We start from the raw sequence: 21,300 nt of genomic DNA on the forward strand, positions 1-21,300 counted from the left end.
CGTCAGTTCATCCACCAGATCGCCGCGTTGAGCGCCGTCGCGTAGGCCACCCACGCCGCGTAGGGCACGAGGACGAGGGCGGCCACCCGGTCGAGGGACGAGAAGAGCCGGATCGTCCACAGGATCATCACCAGGAGGGCGACCACGACGACGAGGCCGCCGGCGATGTCGTGGCGGGCGAAGAAGACCGGGGTCCAGGCGCCGTTGAGGGCGAGCTGGACGAAGAACGCCCACAGGGCGAGCGTGCGGGTGCGCCGCAGGCCCCCCGTCGCCGGGGCGGTGCCGAGCACCCGCCAGCCCGAGAAGGCGATCAGCGTGTAGAGGATCGTCCAGGCGACCGGGAACAGCCAGTTCGGCGGCGTGAAGCCCGGCTTGGCGAGGCCCGCGTACCAGGTCGGGATGTTCGGCGTGGTGGCCAGGCTCCCCGCCACCGCGACCGCCGCGACGGGCAGGATGGCGGCGGCGAGGCGCGGCACCGGGGACAGGACGGGCCGGGCGGGAGGGATGAGCGTTGCGGTGGGCGGCATCTCGGGCTCGGGTGCTATACCGGGATGGAGGTTGCGCGCCGGCACCGGTTCTGCAAGGCCGGCGGGGGAGCAAAACGTCCTCGTCGCATCCTGGAGTCCCGGCATGAGCCACGCCCCGCGCCCCTGGTCGAAGAAGAGCCTCGCCGCGCAGGCGCTCGGCCACGTCGACCCGGTCACCAAGGCCGTGGTGCCGCCGATCCACGTCGCCACCACCTACATCCGCGATCCCGACAACCAGTACTCCTCCGGCTACGTCTACGGCCGGCCCGACAACGCCACCGTGCGCGAGGCGGAGGCCGTGATCGCGATGCTGGAGGAGGCCGAGGCCGGCGCGCTGCTGTTCTCCTCCGGCATGGCCGCCGCGACCGCGGTGTTCGGCGCCCTCGATCCGGGCGACCACATCGTGGCGCCGACCGTGATGTACTGGGCCCTGCGGCGCTGGCTGTCCGAGGAGGCGACGCGCTGGGGCCTCAAGGTCGATTTCGTCGCCACCGACGACCTCGACGCGCTGAAAGGCGCCGTGCGGCCCGGCGAGACCAAGCTCGTCTGGCTCGAGACGCCCTCGAACCCGCTCTGGACGATCACCGACATCGCGGGCGCGGCCGAGATCGCCCACGCGGCGGGCGCGCGCCTCGCGGTCGATTCGACGGCGAGCTCGCCGGTGGTGACCCGGCCCCTGGCCCTCGGCGCCGACGTGGTGATGCACGCCGCCACCAAGGTGCTCAACGGCCATTCCGACGTGATCGCCGGGGCGCTCGCCGGCGCCAGGGCCGACGCGTTCTGGGCCCGGATCCAGCGCATCCGCTCCGGCAACGGCGCGATCCTCGGGCCGTTCGAGGCCTACCTCCTGACGCGCGGGATGCGCACGCTCCACGTGCGGATCGCGGCCCAGATGGCGAACGCCGCCGACCTGGCGCGCCGGCTCTCGGCCCATCCGGCGGTCGGCCACGTGCTCTATCCGGGCCTCGCCGAGCATCCCGGCCACGCGGTCGCGGCCCGGCAGATGACCGGCGGCTTCGGCACCATGCTGTCGATCCGGGTGGCCGGAGGCGAGGCCGCGGCGATCCGGACGGCGGCCCGGGTGGGTTTGTGGAAGCGCGCCACCTCGCTCGGCGGCGTCGAGAGCCTGATCGAGCACCGCGCCTCGATCGAGGGCCCGAGCACCCCCTGCCCGCCGGACCTCCTGCGCCTCTCGGCCGGCATCGAGGATGCCGACGACCTCTACGCCGACCTCGACCAGGCCCTGCGGCCGGAGTGAGAACGGGGTCGGCGGGAGCTTCTTGGTGTCTCGACGCGTTGAACCGGCGAAGCTTTTCTTCTCCGGTTCACGGGAGACCGCCATGCCCGCCGCCCTGCCCCTCGCGCTCCTGAGCGCGCAGCTCGTCCTCGTCGCGGCGGATGGTCCGCCGCGACTCGACATCGAAGGCACCTGCAAATCGCCCGGCCGCGCCTCGGTCAGCCAGGAGGCCGGCTCCGACGGATGCCTGCGCTCCGAGCGCTCGGCGGGCGACGAGCTGCGCAAGCGCTGGGGCCAGTTCTCCGGCTCGGCCAAGTCCCAGTGCTCGCAGCAATCGACCGCCGGCGGCTTCCCGAGCTACGTCGAGATGCTGACCTGCCTCGAGCTCGCCAGCGGCGCCGTGCCGGTGACGAGCCCGACCAACCGCGCCACCGCCGGCCAGGGCAGCCCCACCTCCACTGGCAGCGTCCGCGGCCGCCCGGAGGAGCGCGCCGACAGCCTCACCGCCGAGCCCGCGCCGAGCCAGCGCACCGACCCGCTCAAGGTGCTGGGCAAGCCGGCGCGGTGAAGCCCTATCGCGGCGACGACGCCTTCGCGTCGTCCGTGGCCGTCGCGAGCCAGACCGGAGCCTCGCCGCGGACGGGCGGCAGGCGGGCGGGGACCGGCGGCGCCGCGCGGGCGGCCGCGAGGTCGCGCAGCTCCGGCGCCTGGGCGGTGTCGTCGATGGTCAGGAACAGGCCGCGCCGGCGCGCCGCCTGGCCGAGGTCGGACCGGCTGGTGAGCACGCTGAGCGCGGGGCTCGCCAGCAGGGCGAGGACGAGCGGCGCCATCCAGAGCGCGAGCAGCGGATCGCCGGCGTAGGCGAGGGCCGCCGCCATGAGCCCGCCGGCGACCAGCGAATCGGCCTGGAGCCGGCAGGCCTCGGACCACGGCACCCGGCGGTCGTCGCGGACCTGGGTGTCCCAGCGCACCACCCGGCCGGCGAAGGTCGTGGCGACGGCACCGGCATTGAACAGGGTCATGACCGGCCACAGCAGCACCCACAGGGCCTGTTCGAGGGCGGCGCTGACGAGCAGGCTGCGGGTGCCCCCGAAGGCGGCGCGGCGCTCGGGAGAGACAAGCACGTGTCCGAGGCTGAGGAGCTTCGGCAGCGCCAGCACGGCGAGGCTCAAGGAAGCCAGGATCGCCGCCGCCGGCCCCTCGCCGGCGAGCCTGTAGGCGAGCAGGCCCAGATCGCCGCTGCGGATCGCCTGCCAGGTGCCCAGCGCCAGGAACGCGACCCAGACCGGCGAGGCGAGATAGGACAGGATGCCGGCACCGAGGTGCCAGCGGCTGCCGGCGGTGAGGCCGGGCAGGCGGATGATGCCGAGATGCTGCAGGTTGCCCTGGCACCAGCGCCGCTCGCGGCCAAGGAGGTCGGTGAGGTTGGTGGGCATCTCCTCCCAGGTGCCGGGCTCCTCCGGCAGCAGGCGCAGCTCCCAGCCGGCGCGGCGCAGGAACGCGCCCTCGACGGTGTCGTGGCACAGGATCTCGCCGCCGAGCGGGGCGCGGCCCGGCAGCACCGGCAATTCGGCATTGGCCGCGAAGGCGGCGATCCGCAGGATGGCGTTGTGGCCCCAGTAGCCGCCATCCGGCCCCTGCCAGGTCTCGAGCGCCCGGATCGAGAGCGGCGCGTAGAGCCGCACGGCGAATTGCTGGATGCGGGCGAACAGGGTGTCGCGCCCGGCGGCGTAGCTGACGGTCTGGATCAGGCCGACGGCGGGATTCTCCTCCATCAGCCGCACCAGGCGGCGCATGGCGGCGCCGGTCATCAGGCTGTCGGCGTCGAGCACGATCATGAAGTCGTACGCCTGGCCGTAGGTCTCGCAGAACTCGCCGATATTGCCGGCCTTGCGCCCGGTATTCTCCTGGCGGCGGCGGTAGCGCACGGCCGGCAGGCCGGGGCCGGCGGTCTCGCGCCACGCCTGGATCCGGGCGAATTCGCGCTCCTCGGCCGCGGCGATGTCGGCGTCGCGGGTGTCGCTGAGGACGAAGATGTCGAGGTCGCGCCCGTCGCCGCCGGTGCGGGCGAGCGAGCGGGCCATCACCCGGATCGCCGCGAAGACCGCCGCCGCGTCCTCGGCGTGGATCGCCACCACGGCCGCGGTGCGGCTGCGGCCGGTGGCCTGCGGCGCGGTCTCGGCCGCCTGCCGCTCCACCGCCGACATCACCCGGGGCCCCAGGCCCGCCGCGACGGCACCGTAGACGTACTGCCAGGCGATGTACGATTGCCAGGCCATCGCCAGGCAGAACAGCACCAGCACCGCGGCCTCGAGCGGCCCGTCCGGCACGCCGGTGCTGGCAACCGCCGCGAGCGCGAGGGCGAGCGCGGTCGCGACCGTCGGCAGGGCGAGCGCCAGGCGCCGCCGGCGCAGCGAGGCGGCATCCTGCCGCTGGGTGAAGTCCGCGCCGGGGTCAGCCGGCACCGCATCGTGCGACGAGGGTACGAAGGACATGAGGGGGTCGCGTGAACTCGGTGGATGGGGGCCGGTGCGGGATGCGGCGCCGGGCGCCGTGGCTGCGCTATCCCGCTGGCCGTCATGGATCAATCGGCCTGAATGACGCCAGAACAATGACACCTGTTCGCGAGGCCCCGCTCCCATAGATACAGCCCAGATGTATCGGCCGGCGACGGCCGGCCAACGGAGGAGCGCGACGGGTGCCGCAGACCATCCTGATCACCGGCGGGGCCGGCTTCATCGGCCGGGCCGTGGCGCGGGCCCTCGTCGCGCGGGGCGACCGGGTGCGCGTGCTCGACAGCCTGATCGAGCAGGTCCACGGAGGTCGCACCCGCCCCGAGGGGCTGCCGGACGCGGTCGAGCTGCGCCTCGGCGACATCCGCGACGGGCGCGCCGTCGCCGAGGCGGTCGCGGGCGCCGACGCGGTGATCCACCTCGCCGCCGAGGTCGGGGTCGGCCAGAGCATGTACGACGTCGACCGCTACGTCGCGGTCAACGACCACGGCACCGCGATCCTGTTCCAGGCCCTGATCGAGCGGCCGGTGCGCCGCGTGGTCGTCGCCTCCTCGATGAGCGTCTACGGCGAGGGGCTGTATCGCGGCGCCGACGGGCGGGTGCGCGAGGAGGTCCTGCGCCAGCCCCGCTCCGGCCCGGACGCGCCTTGGGACCCCCTCGACGAGGAGGGAAGGCCGCTGGTGCCGGTGCCGACGCCGGAATGGAAGCGCCCGGCGCTCGCCTCGGTCTACGCGCTCACCAAGTACGCCCAGGAGCGCCTGACCCTGATGCTGGCTCCGGCCTACGGCATGGAAGGCGTCGCCTTGCGGCTCTGGAACGCCTACGGGCCGGGCCAGGCCCTGTCGAACCCCTATACCGGCGTGCTGGCGATCTTCGCCTCGCGGATTCACAACGGCGCGGCCCCGGTGATCTTCGAGGACGGGCACCAGCGGCGCGACTTCGTGCAGGTCGACGACGTGGCGCAGGCCTTCCTGCTCGCCCTCGACCGCCCCAGGGCCGCCGGGCAGGTCTACAACATCGGCTCGGGCGAGGACCGCACGGTGCGCGAGGTCGCCGCGCTGTTGGGCGAGGCGATGGGCCGGCCGGACCTCGTGCCCGAGATCGCCGGCAAGGCCCGGGCCGGCGACATCCGCCACTGCATCCCCGACATCGCCAAGGCGCGCGAGGAGCTGGGCTACCGCCCGGCCCGCGACTTCGCCGGCGGCCTGAAGGAGCTCGCCGCCTGGGTGGCCGAGCAGGAGGAGGCCCGGGACCGGGTCGAGGAGGCGCGCCGCGAGCTCGACCGGCGCGGGCTGGTGGCGTGATGACGGATCCCCGCTCCACCGGGCGGCGCCCGGTCCTGATCACCGGCGGCGCCGGCTTCATCGGCGCCAACCTCGCCGACGCCCTGGCGGCGGAGGGGCGCGACGTCCTCGTCTACGATGCCCTCCTGCGCCCCGGCGTCGAGGCGAACCTCGCCTGGCTGAAGGAGCGCCACCCGGAGCGGATCTCCTCGGTCGCGGCGGACGTGCGCGATTCCGCGAGCCTCGCGGCCGCGGCGGCGGAGGCCTCGGCGGTGGTCCACCTCGCCGCCCAGGTCGCCGTGACGACGAGCCTCGTCGATCCGGTGGCCGACTTCGCAGTCAATCTCGGGGGGACCCTCGCGCTCCTCGAGGCCCTGCGCCGGCGCGCCGATCCACCCCCCCTCGTCTTCGCCTCGACCAACAAGGTCTACGGCGACCTCGCCGATCTCGACTTCCGGTGCGAGGGCGACGCCTACGCGCCGACCGACCCGGGCATCCTAGCCCACGGCGTCGGCGAGGACCGTCCGCTGGACTTCCACACGCCGTACGGCTGCTCGAAGGGCGGCGCCGACCAGTACGTGCTCGACTACGCCCGCAGCTTCCGCGTGCCGACCTGCGTCCTGCGGATGAGCTGCATCTACGGCCCGCGCCAGATGGGCACCGAGGACCAGGGCTGGGTCGCGCATTTCCTGATCCGGGCGCTCGAGGGCCGGCCGATCACGATCTACGGCGACGGCTGCCAGGTGCGCGACGTGCTCGACGTCGGCGATGCGGTCGCGGCCTACCGGGCGGCGCTCGCGCGGATCGAGGCGGTGAAGGGCCGGGCCTACAATCTCGGCGGGGGCCCGCGGAACGCGGTCTCGCTGCGCCAGGTGCTCGGCGTCATCGAGGACACCGTCGGCCGTCCCCTCGACCTCGCCTTCGAGGACTGGCGGGCCGGCGACCAGCGCTACTACGTCTCGGACACGCGCCGCATCGCCGCCGATCTCGGGCTCGACGCGCCGCTGCCCTGGCGCCGGGGCATCGTCCGCCTTGCGGAGTGGCTCGCCGAGAGCCGTGGCCTGACCCTGCCCGGCCCGGCCGCGCGGGCCGTGCCGGCCTGAGCTACGCGCGAGACGCGATTCGGTTCCCGGCGCGAGCCTGCAGCGCGCTCATGCCGGCGGCGGCGCCATGCACCGGCGTCATGGCGAATGACCCGGTGGTATCGTTCGCTTAACCGCATTCGGGCGAAAAGCCCTTGTCGTCCGGAGCGGCCCCGCCACTTCCCAATAGTCGCCCCCAGTACCTGCGATGCCCGTTCCCGGTTCAGGACAGCCGCTTTGAGAATCGCCCTCGTCAACCCGACCTGGAGCTTCGAGAACAGCATCTATTTCGGGTGCCGTTCCCCGCATCTCCCCATCGAGCTCGGCGCCTGCAAGGTGCTGCTGGAGCGGGCCGGCCACGAGACGCTGATGCTGGACGGCGCCCTCGACGACCTCTCCATCGACGCGCTCGCCGACCGGGTGGCGGAGTTCGCGCCCGCCATGACGGTGGTGACGACGGCCCCGACCTACCTGTTCTGGCGCTGCGCCCAGCCCGAGCTGCGGGTGCCGCGCGCCTTCCTGGACGCGCTGGGTAATCGCGGCGGCCGCACCGTCGCGGTCGGCCCCCACGGTTCGGTCACGCCGGAGACGACGCTCGCGAAGCTCGCCTGCGACCTCGTGGTCCGGGGCGAGTGCGAGGAGGTCGTGACGCACCTGGCCGAGGGCGGCCTGGCGCGGCCCGCCTCCGTGCCGGCTCTCGCCTTCCGCGACGGCGCCGACACGGTCGTGACCGGCGGGCCCGCGGCGACCGTGTTCACGGATCTTCCGGCCCTGTCCTGGCCCGATCCCTGGGTGGCGCGCCACGCCCACCACCACCACCGCTTCGACCGGGCGCCGGAGGGGCCGGGGGCCGAGATCGAGGCCTCGCGCGGCTGCCCTTATTCCTGCACGTTCTGCGCCAAGATCGACTTCCGGGACAAGTACCGGCGGCGCGCGCTGCCGCCGATCCTGGAGGAGGTCGACCGGTTGATCGCGCAAGGCGTCACCTACCTCTACTTCATCGACGAGATCTTCCTGCCGCAGAAAGCCCTGCTCGAGGCGCTGGCCGCGCGCCGGATCGAGTTCGGGGTGCAGACCCGGATCGACCTGTGGAAGCCCGACATGCTCGACCTGCTGGGAGCGGCGGGCTGCGTCTCGATCGAGGCCGGGGTCGAGAGCCTGACGGAGGCCGGCCGCGCGCTGCTCGACAAGAATTGCCGCGCCTCGACCGACGACCTCGCCGAGCGCCTGATCCACGCCCGCCGCTCGGTGCCGTTCGTCCAGGCCAACCTCATCAAGGTGGCGGGCGACGATCCCGACCTCGTGGCCGCCTGGCGCGACCGCCTGCGCGCCGCCGGCGTCTGGGCCAACGATCCCGTGCCGCTCTATCCCTACCCGTCCTCGCCGGACTACCGCCGCCTGTGGGGCGAGCCGGACGGCGAGGCCTGGGAGCGGGCGCACGCCCATTACCTCGGCCAGTTCGACCGCTTCAGCGACATCCAGGAAGAGCGGCCGGCCCCGTTGCGCGAGTTGGAGGCGGCATGCTGCCCAGCCTGACGGTCCCGGCCGGACGCCCGATCCCGCATCGCGGCGCGCCGGTCCTCAACCTGTTCATGACCGTCGATGCCGTCGGCGGCATCTGGCAGTACGGGCTCGACCTCGCCGAGGAGCTGATCCGGCAGGGCGTCGGCGTCACCCTGGCGGTACTCGGGCCCGAGCCGAACCAGGACCAGTTCCGCGCCGCCCGCGCCATCCGCGGCCTCGACCTGCGCCCGCTCGGCACCAGCCTCGACTGGACCGCGCTGACCCGGCGCGAGGTCGAGGACGCCGCCGCCATGGTGGCCCGCGAGGCCGAGCGGGCCGGCGCCGACCTGATCCACCTCAACAGCCCGGCGCTCGCCGCGATCACCGGGTTCTGCGCGCCCGTGATCGCGGTGGCGCATTCCTGCGTGGCGACCTGGTGGGCGGCGATGCGCCCGGGCCCGCTGCCGCCGGACCTCGCCTGGCGGGCGAGCCTCGTCGCGGAGGGCTACCGCCGGGTCGACGCGCTGCTCAGCCCGACCCGCGCCTTCGCGGAGGCGACCGCCGCGACCTACGGGATCGCCCCGCCCCGGGTGGTGCCGAACGGCCGGCGCAAGCCCGCCGCCCGCGGCCACCGCACCCCGGCGGGGACCGCCGCCTCGCCCTTCGCCTTCACGGCCGGCCGGCTGTGGGACGAGGGCAAGAACGCCCGCACCCTCGACCGGGCGGCCGCGCGGATGCACCTGCCGCTGCTCGCCGCCGGCGACCTGAAGGGCCCGAACGCGGCGCAGTTCTCGCCGCAGGCCCTGCGGCCGCTCGGTCGCCTCAGCGACCAGGACGTGGCGCGCTGGCTCGCAGGCAGCCCGGTCTACGCCTCCGCCGCCCGCTACGAGCCGTTCGGCCTCGGCGTGCTGGAGGCCGCGAGCGCCGGGTGCGCCCTGGTCCTCTCCGACATCCCGACCTTCCGCGAATTGTGGGACGAGGCCGCGATCTTCATCGCCCCCGACGACGACGAGGGCTTCGCCCACGCCATCGAGATGGTGGCGGGGGATCCCGCGATCCGGGCACGGCTCGGCGCCGAGGCGCGGGCCCGGGCCGAGACCTTCACGGTCGAGGCGATGACCGCCGGCGTGCTCGACGCCTACCGGGCCGTGCTCGAGGCGCCGCCCTTGCGGGCCGGGGCGGTGGCGTGAGGATCGTCGTCTTCACGCATTCCCTGCGCTCGTGCTGGAACCACGGCAACGCCCACTTCCTGCGCGGCGTGCTGCGCGAGCTTCACGCCCTCGGCCACGCGGTCGCGGTGCACGAGCCGGAGGGTGCCTGGAGCGTCGAGAACCTGCGTCGCGATCACGGCGAGGCGGGCCTCGCCTCGTCCCTCGCGCCCTACCCCGAGCTCTCGCCCGTCATCGACCCGCCGGGCTTCGACCTCGATGCGGCCCTCGACGGCGCCGACCTCGTGCTGGTGCACGAGTGGAACGAGCCGGCCCTCGTCGCCCGAGTCGGCGCGGCGCGGCGCAACGGCGGCCGCTTCACGCTTCTCTTCCACGACACCCACCACCGGGCGGTGAGCGAGCCCGACGCGATGCGGGCCTACGACCTCTCCGGGTATGACGGCGTGCTCGCCTTCGGCGAGACCCTGGCCGAGGTCTATCGCGGCTGGGGCTGGGGCGGCCGCGTCTTCGTCTGGCACGAGGCCGCCGATACCCGCCTGTTCCACCCGCCGGCGGGGGAGGCGCCCCGCCAGGGCGTGGTCTGGATCGGCAACTGGGGCGACGGGGAGCGCAGCGCCGAGCTGGAGCACTTCCTGTTCGGACCGGCCGAGCGGGCGGGCCTGCCCCTCGACGTCTGGGGCGTGCGCTATCCCGACGCGGCGCTCGCGACGTTGCGGCGCTTCCACGCGCGTTACCGCGGCTGGCTGCCGAATGCCCGCGCCCCGGAGGTCTTCGCCCGCCACCTCGCCACCGTGCACGTGCCGCGGCGCTTCTACGTCGAGGCCCTGCCCGGCATCCCGACGATCCGGGTGTTCGAGGCGCTGGCCTGCGGCATCCCCCTGGTCTCGGCACCCTGGCGCGACAGCGAGGGGCTGTTCACGCCGGGGAGCGATTTCCTCGTGGCGCCGGACGGCGCGGCGATGGAGCGCCACCTGCGCGACCTGGCGCACGATCCGGGATTGCGCGCGGCTCTCACGGAGCATGGCCTGAGGACGATCCAGGCGCGGCACACCTGCGCGCATCGGGCGGCGGAGCTGCTGGCAGTGGCGGAGCGGCTGCGGGGATGAGCAGGTTCGCGCGCCGTCGAACCCTCCGCCGTAGAAGCAGGGCTGTCCGGGGAAAGTTGTAGCGTTGGCTTTTCTCCTCTTTTCCGCGGGCGGGGAGAGGCCTTCGCACCGCTTGCTGGGTGCGAAGGTCGCCCGCAGGGCGAGGGTGAGGGGGTGGTGCCGGATGAGACTTCTCCGGCACCTCACCCTCGCTCCGGCTTCGCCTCCGCTTGCTTCATCCCCGACAAGGGGGATGAAGCCCTCTCCCCGCCCGCGGGGAGAGGGGAAACCCGCGCGCCTTCTTTTCCCCGGACAGTCCTGCCGCAGTGGAGAAGGGTTCAGGGGAACGCCATCCCACCCACCCGCACCAGCAGGTTCGCCATCACCCCGATCCGCGGCCCGAGGCTCGCGAGATCCAGGTGCTCGTCATGGGCGTGGAGCCCCGCCCCGCAGGGCCCGAGCCCGTCGAGGGTCGGGACGCCGAGCGCCCCGGTGAAGTTGCCGTCCGAGCCGCCACCCGACACCTCGGGCGAGACCGTCACCCCGAGTTCCTCCGCCACCGCCTGCGCGGCGTCGTAGAGCGCGCGGTCGCCCGCCCCGGTGCGCCAGAGCGGACGCTCGCTCGCGAGGTCCGCGGTCAGCCTCTCGTCCGTCTCCGCGGCGACGACCGCGGTGATCTCCGCGCGCCTGGCGTCGTCGGCCGCGACGCACAGCATCTCGGCCGCGGCGCGCTCGGGCACGCAGTTGACCCATCGCCCGCCGCCGATCACCCCGACGCTGAGGCTCGCCCCCGGCACGCTGCGGCCCTCGAGCGCCACGATCGCACGGGCGAGCCGATGGATCGCGGAGACCCCCTGCCCGGGGTCGCGCCCGGCATGGGCGGGCCGGCCGGTCGCCGACAGCGCGTAGCGCAGGATCGCGTGGCGGCCGACGACGAGGCCGCCATTGTCGCGGGCGGGCTCGGGCACGAGCACGCAGGCCGCCGCCCTCGCCCGCGCCTCGATCAGCGTGCGGGAGCGGGGCGAGCCGATCTCCTCGTCCGAGGTGATCAGGATCTCGACGGGCTGCGTGAGGTGCGGCCCGGCCCGGCGCAAGCCCTCCAGCGCCAGCACGATCCCGCCCTTCATGTCGAGGATGCCGGGCCCGAAGGCGCGATCCCCCTCGACCCGCCACGGGTTGGTCGCGAGTTCGCCGACCGGGTGGACGGTGTCGAGATGGCCGAGGATCAGGATGGGTGGGCCAACGAGTGCCCCGCCCCGGTCGTAGCGGGCCGACACGGCACCGGCGGCGTCGAGGTCGGCAGGGACGACCGCGAGGCCCTCCGCGGCCAGCTCGGTCCGCATCAGGGCGAGCCCGGCGGCGAGCGCGTCGGGGTCGTCGCTCGGCGTCTCGCACTCGACGAGGCGCCGCAGGCGGTCGAGGGCGGGCCGAAGCTCCGCCGGGCCCGGGGCGGGGATCCGGATCACGTCACAACGCCGTCGCCGCGTGGGCGGCGATGTCGGCGTGGGTGGCGAACCAGACGTCGCCCTTCGCCTTGGCGGCGCGGATCAGCTCCTCGACGATCCACAGCCGCGAGCGGTAGCCGATGATGTGCGGGTGCATGGTGAGCTGAAAAAGCCCGCCCTCGCGATAGGCGCCCTCGAACTCGCGCATGAAGATCGCCAGCACGTCCTCGGGCCCGATATGCGGCCGCAAGCCCTCGAACCGGCTCATCATGAAGTAGGGCGCGTCGTCCCGGATCCACTCGACCGGGATCTCGACCACGCCGGTCGGCGCGCCGTCCTCCAGGAGTTCGTAGGGGGTGTCGTCGGCCATCAGCGAGGAATCGTAGAGGAGACCCATCTCGCGGATGATCGCCAGCGTCGCGTCCGAGTAGTCCCAGGAGGGGGTGCGCAGGCCGACCGGGCGCGTCCCCGTGATCCGCTCCAGGGCGTCGGCGCTGCGCAGCATCAGGTCGCGCTCGGACTCGGCCGGCAGCACCGAGTTCAGCTCGTGGATCCAGCCGTGGATGCCGATCTCGTGGCCGGCCGCCACGACGGCGCGCTGCTCGTCGGGGTAGAGCATCGCCACCACCGCCGGCACGTAGAAGCTCGCCGGGACGTCGTGCTCGGCGAGCAGCTTGAGGATGCGCGGCATCCCCTGGCGGTGGCCGTACTGGCCCCAGGACAGCCGCCCGAGGGACTTGCCGCCGTCGCGCAACTCGTTGGTCTCGTGGTCGACGTCGAAGGACAGGGCGACCGCGCATCGTTTGCCGTCGGGCCAGGCCGGCGCCAGGGTGCGGCCGGCCCGAACCTTGTTGACGCGCTGGCGCCAGTGGCTCTCGGGCCATTGCCACGGCTTGAGGCTGGAGGGGTCGGTCATGATCGGCACTCCGTCATCAGGCGAGCCGCGCCCTGCCGGTCTCCGGCATGCGCGCGAGGACGGCGAGGGTCACGGCCGCCATCGGGATCAGGTAGGCGACGCACGGCGCGAGCGCCGAGCCGGTCGCGGCGATGAGCCAGGTGGCGACGAAGGGCGCGAAGCCGCCGAACACCGCGACCGCCAGCGTGTAGCCGATCGACATCCAGGTCGAGCGCAGGTGGCTCGGGAAGATCTCCGAGATCGCCGCCGGGCCGGGGCCGGAATAGAGCGCGACGATGATCCCGAACACCACCTGGATCGCCACCACCGTGAGGAAGCCCGCCCCGTCGGCGACGATCCGGAACAGCGGGTAGGACAGCACGATCGCCGCGACCGCGCTCGCGATCAAAAGCGGCTTGCGGCCGATCCGGTCCGAGAGGTGGCCGAAGACCGGCACCGTCAGCACCATCGCGACGAGCCCGATCGTGTTCGACCACAGCGCCTGCGAGGCGGTGAGCGCGCCGAATTTCTGCGTGAAGGTCGGCATGTAGGAGAGCAGCATGTAGTACGACACGGTCCAGAAGATCGTGAAGCCGAAGGCGCGCAGGCCCAGCCGCGGGCCGCTCTCGGTCGCGGGCGGGGCCTGCGCGGCCTTGCCGTCCAGGACCTTGGCTTCGAAGACCGGCGTCTCGTCGACGCTGCGGCGGATCAGGATGCCGACGACGAGGAGCGAGGCGCCGAGGAGGAACGGGATCCGCCAGCCCCAGGCCAGCATCGCCTCCGGCGACAGGAGCGAGGTGAGGAGGGCCGCGATGCCCGACCCGAGCAGGATGCCGGACGCCGTGCTGACCTGCTGGAACGAGCCGAACAGGCCGCGCCGGCCATCGGGCGCCCACTCGATGATGAAGGCGGTCGAGGCGCCCCACTCGCCGCCGGCCGCGATGCCCTGGAGGATGCGCAGGGTCACGAGCAGGACCGGCGCCGCGATCCCGATCTGGGCGTAGGTCGGCAGGAGGCCGAGCCCGATCGTGCCGAGCGCCATCATCAGCAGGGTGAGCACGAGCGCGACCTTGCGCCCGCGCCGGTCGCCGAGACGGCCGATCACCGCACCGCCCAGGGGACGCGCCAGGAAGCCGACGCCGTAGGCCGCGAAGGTCGCGAGCAGCGACGCGGTCGGATCGCTCGACGGGAAGAACGCCGCCGAGATCGAGCCGGCCAGGAAGGCGTAGACCCCGAAATCGTACCATTCGAGCATGTTGCCGATGCAGGCGGCAGAGATCGCCTTGCGCGCCCGCGGATCGAGGAGCGGGCGTGGACCCGTCCCGGCGATCATCCTCTGCATCCCGCTTCCCCGCACCGTCGTGTATTGCCATGCAATACGCTGCATTGCATCCTATGCTGGTGCAGGGAGAGACGTCATGTCAACGGAGGGCCACGACGAAACCGCGCGAAGCCGGCTCTTTGTGCAATCCGTCGAGAAAGCGTTCAGCATCCTCGAAGCATTCCACGGCACCCGGTACCTGTCGTTGCTGGAGATCAGTCAACGCTGCGGTCACGACAAGAGCACCTGCCAGCGAATGACGCACACGCTGGCGCAGCTCGGCTATCTCGAGCAATGCCCGACGACCCGACGCTACGCCCTCTCCGACCGGGTGCTCGACCTGAGCTATCACCTGCTGCGCAACCACCCGCTGATCGAGCGGGCGACGCCGATCCTGATGGACCTGCGCCGGGCTTGCGACGCGCGGGTCGACCTGAGCCTGTTCTCGACTGCGTCGCTGGTCTACGCGCTGCGGCTGCAGGCGCGGGCCGAGCCCTACTACACCAACCTGGTGGGGCGCCGGATCCCGCTGTTCTGCAGTGCCGGCGGCCGGGCGGTGCTGGCCGCCCTTGCGGAACCGGAGGCGCGGGCGCTGGTCGAGGCGGAGGATCGCCGGCCGCTGACCCGGTTCACGCGAACGGAGGTCGAGGCGGTGATGGAGGCGGTGACCGCCGCGCGCCGGGACGGCTACGCGGTCGCCGCCCACGAGGTGATCGAGAACGAGGTCGTGGTCGCGGTGGCGCTTCGCGATGCGGCCGGAGCCCCGTTCGGGGCGCTCCACGTCGCCGGGGAGGCCGGGCACTGGTCCGACCGGGACGTCGCCGGGCGGATCCTGCCGCCCTTGATGCGCGCCGCCGCCCTGGTGAGCGGCGCGGGCTGAGGCTCAGTACTCGACGAACTCGCCGAGCCGGCCGGCGAGGCGGTAGGCGCGCTCGCGGGAGAGGCCGCGCAGGATCACCCGGGACGCGCTGTAGAGCGTGAAGGTGCCGTCGGGATCGGCCTGGATCCGGATACCGTCCTGCATGGCGTGGCGCTCCCCCGTCCGTCGCTGCGGCCCCCTGTCCGGGGTGCCGTGGGAAACGCGCGAGGGTGCCGAAGGGTACGGCGCCGGCTCACATTTTTTAAACCATCGCTCGATCGAAAAATGATCGTTCTGCCGGAACCTCCACCGTTGGATGAATCTTTCTCGTGACCCGCCCCGAGCGGGAAAGCCTCCCGCCCCGGCGGGCCGTCTCCCGCCGCAGGGCGGGGGCCGCGCATGAGGAGACACCAAAGATGAAGAAGCTGACTCTGGGCCTCGCGGCGGCTGCCGTGCTCGGCACCCTCTCCTTCGGCATCGGCGCGGCCTCCGCCGCCCCGGCGAGCCCGGCCGGCATCCAGGCCGCCCCCATGGTGGAGACGGTGCAGATGACCCGCGGCGAGCGCCGGATGATGCGTCATCACCGGATGCACCGGCACATGATGCACCGCCGCCACATGATGCATCGGCGGCACATGATGCGTCACCGCATGATGCACCGCCACATGCACCGCATGTAGGGATTCCCGCTCCGCCCGGCCGCCTTCGTCCCACGGCCGGGCGGAGCCTTCTCGACGAGGCGGAGCCTCGTCGACCGATCAGAACGGCCGGTTCGCGAGAGCGGGCTTGCCAGCCAGGATCCGCTCGTCGACCTGGCGCACGTCGCGCAGGCCGCACATCGCCATCGTGACGTCGAGTTCCTTGCGGATGATGTCGAGGCACTGGGTCACGCCCGCCTCGCCGCCGGCCCCGAGCCCGTACAGGAAGGCGCGGCCGATGAAGACGCCGTGGGCGCCGAGCGCCAGCGCCTTGATCACGTCCTGCCCCGATCGGATGCCGCCGTCCATCAGCACCTCGATCCGGTCGCCCACCGTCCGGACGATCTCCGGCAGGGCTTCGATCGACGAGATCGCCCCGTCGAGCTGACGGCCGCCGTGGTTGGAGACGATCAGCGCCTCGGCGCCGCTCTGCGCCGCCAGCTCCGCGTCCTCGGGATCGAGGATCCCCTTCAGGATCAGCTTGCCGCCCCAGCGGTCGCGGATGCGCTTGACGTCGTCCCAGTTGAGGCGGGGATCGAACTGCTCGGCGGTCCAGGACGAGAGCGAGCGGAGATCCCCCACCCCTTGCGCATGCCCGACGATGTTACGGAAGGTGCGGCGCTGCGTGCGCAGCATGTTGAGGCACCAGCGCGGCTTCGTCGCCAGGTTGACGATGTTGGGGATCGTCATCCGGGGCGGGGTCGAGAGGCCGTTCTTCACGTCCTTGTGGCGCTGGCCCAAGATCTGGAGGTCGAGGGTGAGCACCAGAGCCGAGCACTGCGCCGCCTTGGCGCGGTCGATCAGCCGGTCGATGAAGTCCCGGTCGCGCATCACGTAGAGCTGGAACCAGAACGGGGCGTCGGTGTTCTCGGCCACGTCCTCGATCGAGCAGATGCTCATGGTCGAGAGCGTGAACGGCACGCCGGCCTTGGCGGCGGCCCGCGCCGCCAGGATCTCGCCGTCGGCGTGCTGCATCCCCGTCAGCCCGGTCGGCGCCAGCGCGACCGGCATGCTCACCGGCAGGCCCACCATGGTGCTGGCCAGCGTGCGGTTCGTCATGTCGACGGCGACGCGCTGGCGCAGCTTGATCTTGGAGAAGTCGTCCTCGTTCGCCCGGTAGGTGCCCTCCGTGTACGAGCCGGAATCGGCGTAGTCGTAGAACATCCGCGGCACCCGCCGCTCGGCGAGCACGCGCAGGTCCTCGATGGAGGTGACGGGGCCGCTCGTGAAGAACCGCGACATCCAGGATGGCGGCCGCGACGAGGGCATTCGGGTGGCGTGCATGGCGTCTCGCTCGTGCGTCTCTTAATCCCCGCGCAGGACATTCGTCGGCCCGGGCGCAGGTTTTCGGTCTCAAGCCCATACGGGATACAATCAACCGTTCGGGTCTGACCATCGTTTTTGCCGTGCATCCGGCGCGGCCCGGCACCGCGTCCCGTCAGGTGGCGACCTCCTCCCGCGGCGTGGCGCTGAGCTCGGCCCAGTCCAGTTCCTCCTCGAGGCGGAAATAGGCGTCGTCGCCGATCTCGTCGCGCTCCCGCAGGTCCAGGATGACCGCGCGGGCGGCCTCGACGGCGCGGCGGCGAAGCGAGTCGGCGGGCAGGCTCGACGGGGCGAGGCCCTGGTCGTGGGCCTCGGCCTCGCGCAGGCCGGCCTCGAATTCCCGCCGCAGGGCCTCGGCGTGGGGCGAGCGCTCCTCGGCCAGGCTGTCGCGGGCGGCCCGGTAGGCCGCCGCGCGGGCGCGGCCGATCTCGATCCCGACCGGATCGTCGTCGCCGAGGGAGAACCAGGCGAGCAGCGGGCGCAACGTGAGACCCTGGATCACCAGGGTGCCGAGCACGACGCAGAACGCCGTCAGCACCACGAGGTCGCGGTGCGGGAAGTCGCCCGGCAGCGCCAGCGCCAGCGCGATGGTGACGACGCCGCGCATCCCGCACCAGGCGACCGTGGTGCCCGAGCGCAGGCCGATCGGCTTCGGGCCGATCGGCCCGGCGAGGCGGTGCCACAGCCGGGCGATCGCCCGCGCTCCCAGGACCCAGGCGAGGCGCACCGCCACCGTGGTGCCGAACACCGCGGCGGCCACGAAGGCGTAGTGGTGGCGCTCGGCCGGGCTCAGGCCTTCGAGGATCGGGCCGATCTGCAGGCCGATCAGCACGAAGGCGAGGACGTTGAGCACGAACACCGCCGTCTCCCAGACGGTGTTGGAGGTGATGCGCAGGTGCGCCGGCATGGTCTGGGGCGAGAGCCGCGACACGGTGAGGCCGAAGCTGACGACCGTGAGCACGCCCGAGACCCCCACCCGCTCGGCGGCGAGCCACAGGCCGAAGGTGGCGACGAATTGCAGCACCACGGCGCTCGGCGGATCGGTGACCCGGCGCATCAGCCGGACGTAGAGCACCGCCAGCGCCGGTCCCGCGATGAGCCCGCCGACGACGCCGACGAGGAAGGTCGGGGCGACCTCGGCGGCCGAGAACGAGCCCGTCGCCACCGCCCCGAGGGCCAGGCGGTAGATCAGCAGCGACGAGGCGTCGTTGAACAGGCTCTCGCCCTTGAGGATGGTGACGAGGCGGTGGGGCAGCCGGACATGGGCCAGCACCGAGAGCGCCGCCACCGCGTCCGGCGGCGCCACGATGGCGCCGAGCACGATTGCCGCGGCGAGCGGCATGTCGGGCACGAGCCAGCGCGCCACCAGCGCCACCGCCACGGTCGTGACCCCGACCGCGCCGACGACGAGGCCCGTGACCGGCAGCCAGTTGCGCTTGAGGTCGCGCAGGCTGGTGTCGTAGGCCGCGTCGAGCAGGACGGGGGCGAGGAACAGGGCCAGCGCCAGATCCGGATCGAGGTCGAGCCGCGGCACCTGCGGGACGAAGGCCAGCACCGCCCCGCCGACGGCGAGAAAGGCCGGGAACGGCGCCCCGAGGCGCCGCGCCACCCCGGCGAGCAGGACCGCGACGACGAGCACGCCCGCGATCCATTCGAAGATCAGCATCACCCCTCCGCTTCTGAGGAAGGGCAACGCGCGCGGGGCTCGGGAGGTTGGCCGGACGATCCGTCGCTGGCGCTCGAGAGCATTTTCCGACGAAGTGGATACCGGTTCGTCGAAGAAAATGCGGCAAAATTAAAGACTTGGAGAGCTTCGCGATTGCAACGCGATCGTGAAGTGCTCTAGCCCGGCGGCAGCGCCGCCCGCAGCTCGGCGATCCGGCCCGGGCGCAGGATGTGCCCGTCGGCGAGCACGATCCAGACGACCCCCGATTCGACCCGCGCGGCCGCCGCGACCGCCTCGCGCAGGGTCACGGTGGGACGGTCCTCGGCCTCGGGCTCGCCCGGCCAGACGACGAGCTGCGCCGGGGTGCTCCAGTCGATGCGGGTGCGGTCGGTCATGCCTCCCTCATCACCACTCCATTGCGGCCGAGCCGGGGCGGAATCTTTGCGCCGGCATGTCGGGCGCCCCTCACCCCGGCGGCGCCAGCCCCTCCGGCCGCTTCACCTCGATCTCCACGAAGGCGATCGGGTGGTCGGAGCCGTTCTGGACGTCGTGGCGGATGCCGGCCGGGCGGCGGTAGGACTGGCCGTGGGCGAGCGGCACCTCGGTCACCTGCGTGCCGTCGTGGACCCGGAGCGTGCCGGCGGTGATCATCACCACGAAGTAGGGCCAGCCGTGCTCGTGCCAGCCGGTGACGGCGCCGGGCGAGAAATCCCAGCGGGTGATGCGGACCGTGTCGTCGTCGACCTGGACGGTCGGGACCGCGGGAATCGTGCAGGCGAAGGCCATCGGGGAAGGCTCCTTCAGCGGGCGGATTCGAAGCCGGCGAGCACAGCCGTCAGGTTCTCGCCCAGGAGGTCGGAGAGGTAGCCGCCCTCCTGCACCAGCACCGTCGGGAGGCGCAGGCGCGCCAGCGCCGCGCCGATGCGGCGAAAGCCGTCGGTGGTGATGGCGAGCCCGGCGAGCGGATCGTGCTCCGAGGCGTCGAGGCCGAGCGCCACCACCAGCGCGGTCGGGGCGAAGGCCGCGACGGTGCGGGTGGCGACGCCCGTGAGCACGTCGAGGTAGCCGTCGTCGCCGGTGCCGAGGGGCAGCGGCAGGTTGAGGTTGGCGCCGATTCCCTCGCCCTCCCCGCGCTCGTGGGCGTAGCCCCAGACGAAGGGATAGAAGCCGCGCGGATCGGCGTGGAGCGAGACCGTCAGCACGGAGGGGTCGCGGTAGAAGATCCCCTGCGTGCCGTTGCCGTGGTGCACGTCGACGTCGAGCACCGCGACCCGCGCGTGGCGCTGGCGCAGGTGAGCGGCCGCGACCGCGCTGTTGTTGAAGTAGCAGTGGCCGCCGGCCCGGTCGCGATAGGCGTGGTGGCCGGGCGGGCGGCAGAGCGCGTAGGCCGCGTCCTCGCCGTCGAGCACCAGTTGCGCCGCGCTCGCCGCGACGTCCGTCGCGGCGCAGGCCGCCGCATAGGTGCCCGGGCCGATCGGGCAGGACGTGTCGACGGTGTGCCAGCCGAGCCGCCCGACGATGTGGGTCGGGTAGGTCGCGGCCTCGCGCACCGGGTGGACGTTGGCGATCATCTCGGGGCCGTGGTCGGGCAGGGCCTCCCATTCCTCCCAGGCCCCGGCCATGAAGGCGAGGTAGTCGGGGCTGTGGACCCGCGCCCGGGCACCCGCGCCGTGGGCCTGCGGCGCCGCGACCGTGTGGTTCCCCGCCCTGAGGCCGGCGAGCAGCCGGTCGGCCCGCTCGGGCTGGTCGGCGGCGGGCTTCACCTGGCCGCGCACCAGGAAGAACTTCGGGTCGTGGCTGCGATGGTCCTCGGAATGGACGGCCTTCATGGGATCTCCGCGTCTCTCTCGGGGTGGGGGGTGAGGCTGCGCACCAGCCGGCCGACCTCCCGGCGGGCGACGCCGATATGGTGGTCGACATGGGCGACGATCCGCTCCGGGTGGCCGGCCTCGATGGCCTCCAGCACCGGCTCGTGGGTGCGGGCGATCTCGTCGGAATCGTCGTAGAGCCGGCCGATCAGCCCGATGACGATCCGCAATTCCGAGGCCAGCCCGTCGAACAGGCGAAGCAGCCGGGCATTGCCGGCGGCCTCGCAGATCAGCCGGTGGAACTGGTAGTCGGCCTCGACGATGGCGACCGGGTCGTCGCGCCGGGCGAGGTCCCGCATCAGGTCGAGCTGGCGGCGCAGGGCCTCCCGCAGGGCGGGCGTCAGGCGGCGCGCCGCCTCGACCGCGGCGTGGCGCTCGACGCACAGGCGTAAGGCGTAGAGCTCGTCGACGTCCTGCGCCGACAATTCGCGCACGAAGAAGCCGCGCCGCGGCGAGGCCTTGAGCAGGCCCTGGCTCTCGAGGAGGCGCGCGGCCTCCCGCACCGGCGCCCGGCTGATGCCGAGCTCGCGGGCCACCGCCGCCTCCGCCACCTTGGCGCCGGGGGCGAGCCGCCCCTGCACGATCGCGTCGGTGAGCCGCCGCGCGACCTGGCGCACGAGGTCGCTCTCGGCCAGCATCGGCAACCCGACGGGTGGGGACATCGCGCGCATCGCACCTCCGTGAGTCGGAATGTGCAATGGTTGAGCGTCGATTGTCGACACTTTCAGCTTGATCGTCGCGCAAGGCCGGGTCAGTCTAGGCTCATGCCGGGCGATGTCGTGGTCCGTCCGGCCCTGCATCCGGCCGTCGGCGCGCCAGTCTTCGC

21 protein-coding genes and 1 pseudogene are annotated in these 21,300 nt (G+C 72.9%); 10 read left to right on the top strand and 12 right to left on the bottom strand.

Features of this window, described 5'->3' with window-relative positions; translation table 11 throughout:
* Positions 1–2: 2 nt before the first annotated feature.
* Positions 3–527: a TspO/MBR family protein gene (locus tag DK419_RS19895; RefSeq protein ID WP_109960621.1), complete on the bottom strand. Its 525-nt coding sequence runs from the start codon at positions 525–527 to the stop codon at positions 3–5.
* Positions 528–630: 103 nt separating this feature from the next.
* Here DK419_RS19895 and DK419_RS19900 point away from each other — a divergent pair, with 103 nt between their 5' ends.
* Together DK419_RS19900 and DK419_RS19905 are read left to right on the top strand one after the other, a co-directional pair.
* A complete protein-coding gene (locus DK419_RS19900) occupies positions 631–1,785 on the top strand; it encodes a trans-sulfuration enzyme family protein (RefSeq protein ID WP_109960622.1) in 1,155 nt (384 codons plus the stop codon).
* A gap of 82 nt (positions 1,786–1,867) precedes the next feature.
* Positions 1,868–2,332 carry a hypothetical protein gene (locus DK419_RS19905; protein ID WP_109960623.1) on the top strand — a complete coding sequence of 155 codons (465 nt, stop codon included), beginning with the start codon at positions 1,868–1,870 and terminating at the stop codon, positions 2,330–2,332.
* 4 nt (positions 2,333–2,336) lie between these two features.
* On the opposite strand, the gene mdoH is transcribed toward DK419_RS19905, so the two are convergent.
* Positions 2,337–4,259 carry a glucans biosynthesis glucosyltransferase MdoH gene (gene mdoH, locus DK419_RS19910; protein ID WP_109960624.1) on the bottom strand — a complete coding sequence of 641 codons (1,923 nt, stop codon included), beginning with the start codon at positions 4,257–4,259 and terminating at the stop codon, positions 2,337–2,339.
* A gap of 203 nt (positions 4,260–4,462) precedes the next feature.
* Here mdoH and DK419_RS19915 point away from each other — a divergent pair, with 203 nt between their 5' ends.
* The 5 genes from DK419_RS19915 (at position 4,463) to DK419_RS19935 (ending at position 10,420) form a co-directional block, all read left to right on the top strand.
* Positions 4,463–5,581 (top strand): NAD-dependent epimerase/dehydratase family protein, encoded by a 1,119-nt coding sequence (locus DK419_RS19915; RefSeq protein ID WP_109960625.1) that lies wholly within the window; start codon positions 4,463–4,465, stop codon positions 5,579–5,581.
* Complete coding sequence (locus tag DK419_RS19920) at positions 5,581–6,663, top strand: SDR family NAD(P)-dependent oxidoreductase (RefSeq protein WP_109960626.1); 1,083 nt, start codon at positions 5,581–5,583, stop codon at positions 6,661–6,663. The genes DK419_RS19915 and DK419_RS19920 overlap by 1 nt, the downstream gene beginning before the upstream one ends.
* Positions 6,664–6,879: 216 nt before the next feature.
* Positions 6,880–8,178: a TIGR04295 family B12-binding domain-containing radical SAM protein gene (locus DK419_RS19925; RefSeq protein ID WP_109960627.1), complete on the top strand. Its 1,299-nt coding sequence runs from the start codon at positions 6,880–6,882 to the stop codon at positions 8,176–8,178.
* Positions 8,163–9,335: a glycosyltransferase family 4 protein gene (locus DK419_RS19930; RefSeq protein ID WP_109960628.1), complete on the top strand. Its 1,173-nt coding sequence runs from the start codon at positions 8,163–8,165 to the stop codon at positions 9,333–9,335. Before DK419_RS19925 ends, DK419_RS19930 begins: the two co-directional genes overlap by 16 nt.
* Positions 9,332–10,420, top strand: coding sequence for a CgeB family protein (locus tag DK419_RS19935; protein ID WP_109960629.1), 1,089 nt, complete (start codon positions 9,332–9,334; stop codon positions 10,418–10,420). Before DK419_RS19930 ends, DK419_RS19935 begins: the two co-directional genes overlap by 4 nt.
* 317 nt (positions 10,421–10,737) lie before the next feature.
* On the opposite strand, the gene DK419_RS19940 is transcribed toward DK419_RS19935, so the two are convergent.
* Genes DK419_RS19940 through DK419_RS19950 form a run of 3 tightly spaced genes read right to left on the bottom strand, consistent with a single transcriptional unit; the run spans position 10,738 to position 14,081 of the window.
* On the bottom strand, positions 10,738–11,865 hold the full coding sequence (locus DK419_RS19940) for a M20/M25/M40 family metallo-hydrolase (protein WP_109960630.1): 1,128 nt from the start codon (positions 11,863–11,865) through the stop codon (positions 10,738–10,740).
* A 1-nt stretch (position 11,866) separates the two neighbouring features.
* Complete coding sequence (locus tag DK419_RS19945; RefSeq protein WP_109962394.1) at positions 11,867–12,760, bottom strand: polysaccharide deacetylase family protein; 894 nt, start codon at positions 12,758–12,760, stop codon at positions 11,867–11,869.
* A 16-nt stretch (positions 12,761–12,776) separates the two neighbouring features.
* On the bottom strand, positions 12,777–14,081 hold the full coding sequence (locus DK419_RS19950; protein WP_109960631.1) for an MFS transporter: 1,305 nt from the start codon (positions 14,079–14,081) through the stop codon (positions 12,777–12,779).
* A gap of 76 nt (positions 14,082–14,157) precedes the next feature.
* On the opposite strand from DK419_RS19950, the pseudogene DK419_RS30020 reads away from it, so the two are divergent.
* Positions 14,158–14,295: pseudogene (locus DK419_RS30020) on the top strand (hypothetical protein); the annotation flags it as partial.
* Between the two features lie 21 nt (positions 14,296–14,316).
* Entirely contained in the window at positions 14,317–14,940 is a 624-nt protein-coding gene (locus DK419_RS19955; RefSeq protein ID WP_245442570.1) for an IclR family transcriptional regulator, read from the top strand.
* A gap of 3 nt (positions 14,941–14,943) precedes the next feature.
* Here the strand turns inward: DK419_RS19955 and DK419_RS29060 are convergent, their stop codons facing one another.
* Positions 14,944–15,084: a hypothetical protein gene (locus DK419_RS29060; protein ID WP_167450841.1), complete on the bottom strand. Its 141-nt coding sequence runs from the start codon at positions 15,082–15,084 to the stop codon at positions 14,944–14,946.
* Between the two features lie 251 nt (positions 15,085–15,335).
* On the opposite strand from DK419_RS29060, the gene DK419_RS19960 reads away from it, so the two are divergent.
* Positions 15,336–15,599 (top strand): hypothetical protein, encoded by a 264-nt coding sequence (locus tag DK419_RS19960; RefSeq protein WP_109960633.1) that lies wholly within the window; start codon positions 15,336–15,338, stop codon positions 15,597–15,599.
* A gap of 78 nt (positions 15,600–15,677) precedes the next feature.
* Here DK419_RS19960 and DK419_RS19965 read toward each other — a convergent pair whose 3' ends face one another.
* The 6 genes from DK419_RS19965 to DK419_RS19990 all read right to left on the bottom strand — a co-directional run bounded on the left by DK419_RS19965 (position 15,678) and on the right by DK419_RS19990 (position 21,136).
* Entirely contained in the window at positions 15,678–16,859 is a 1,182-nt protein-coding gene (locus DK419_RS19965; protein WP_109960634.1) for an alpha-hydroxy acid oxidase, read from the bottom strand.
* A gap of 196 nt (positions 16,860–17,055) precedes the next feature.
* Positions 17,056–18,606: a Na+/H+ antiporter gene (locus tag DK419_RS19970; RefSeq protein WP_109960635.1), complete on the bottom strand. Its 1,551-nt coding sequence runs from the start codon at positions 18,604–18,606 to the stop codon at positions 17,056–17,058.
* Between the two features lie 176 nt (positions 18,607–18,782).
* Positions 18,783–19,001: a hypothetical protein gene (locus tag DK419_RS19975; protein WP_109960636.1), complete on the bottom strand. Its 219-nt coding sequence runs from the start codon at positions 18,999–19,001 to the stop codon at positions 18,783–18,785.
* A 70-nt stretch (positions 19,002–19,071) separates the two neighbouring features.
* The gene (locus DK419_RS19980; protein ID WP_109960637.1) at positions 19,072–19,392 is read right to left on the bottom strand and encodes a cupin domain-containing protein; all 321 of its coding nucleotides are present in this window, start codon (positions 19,390–19,392) and stop codon (positions 19,072–19,074) included.
* A gap of 14 nt (positions 19,393–19,406) precedes the next feature.
* Positions 19,407–20,435 (bottom strand): histone deacetylase family protein, encoded by a 1,029-nt coding sequence (locus DK419_RS19985; RefSeq protein ID WP_109960638.1) that lies wholly within the window; start codon positions 20,433–20,435, stop codon positions 19,407–19,409.
* The gene (locus DK419_RS19990) at positions 20,432–21,136 is read right to left on the bottom strand and encodes a GntR family transcriptional regulator (RefSeq protein WP_245442572.1); all 705 of its coding nucleotides are present in this window, start codon (positions 21,134–21,136) and stop codon (positions 20,432–20,434) included. Before DK419_RS19990 ends, DK419_RS19985 begins: the two co-directional genes overlap by 4 nt.
* Positions 21,137–21,300 lie beyond the last annotated feature (164 nt).

The organism is Methylobacterium terrae, assembly GCF_003173755.1.
GTDB lineage: Bacteria > Pseudomonadota > Alphaproteobacteria > Rhizobiales > Beijerinckiaceae > Methylobacterium > Methylobacterium terrae.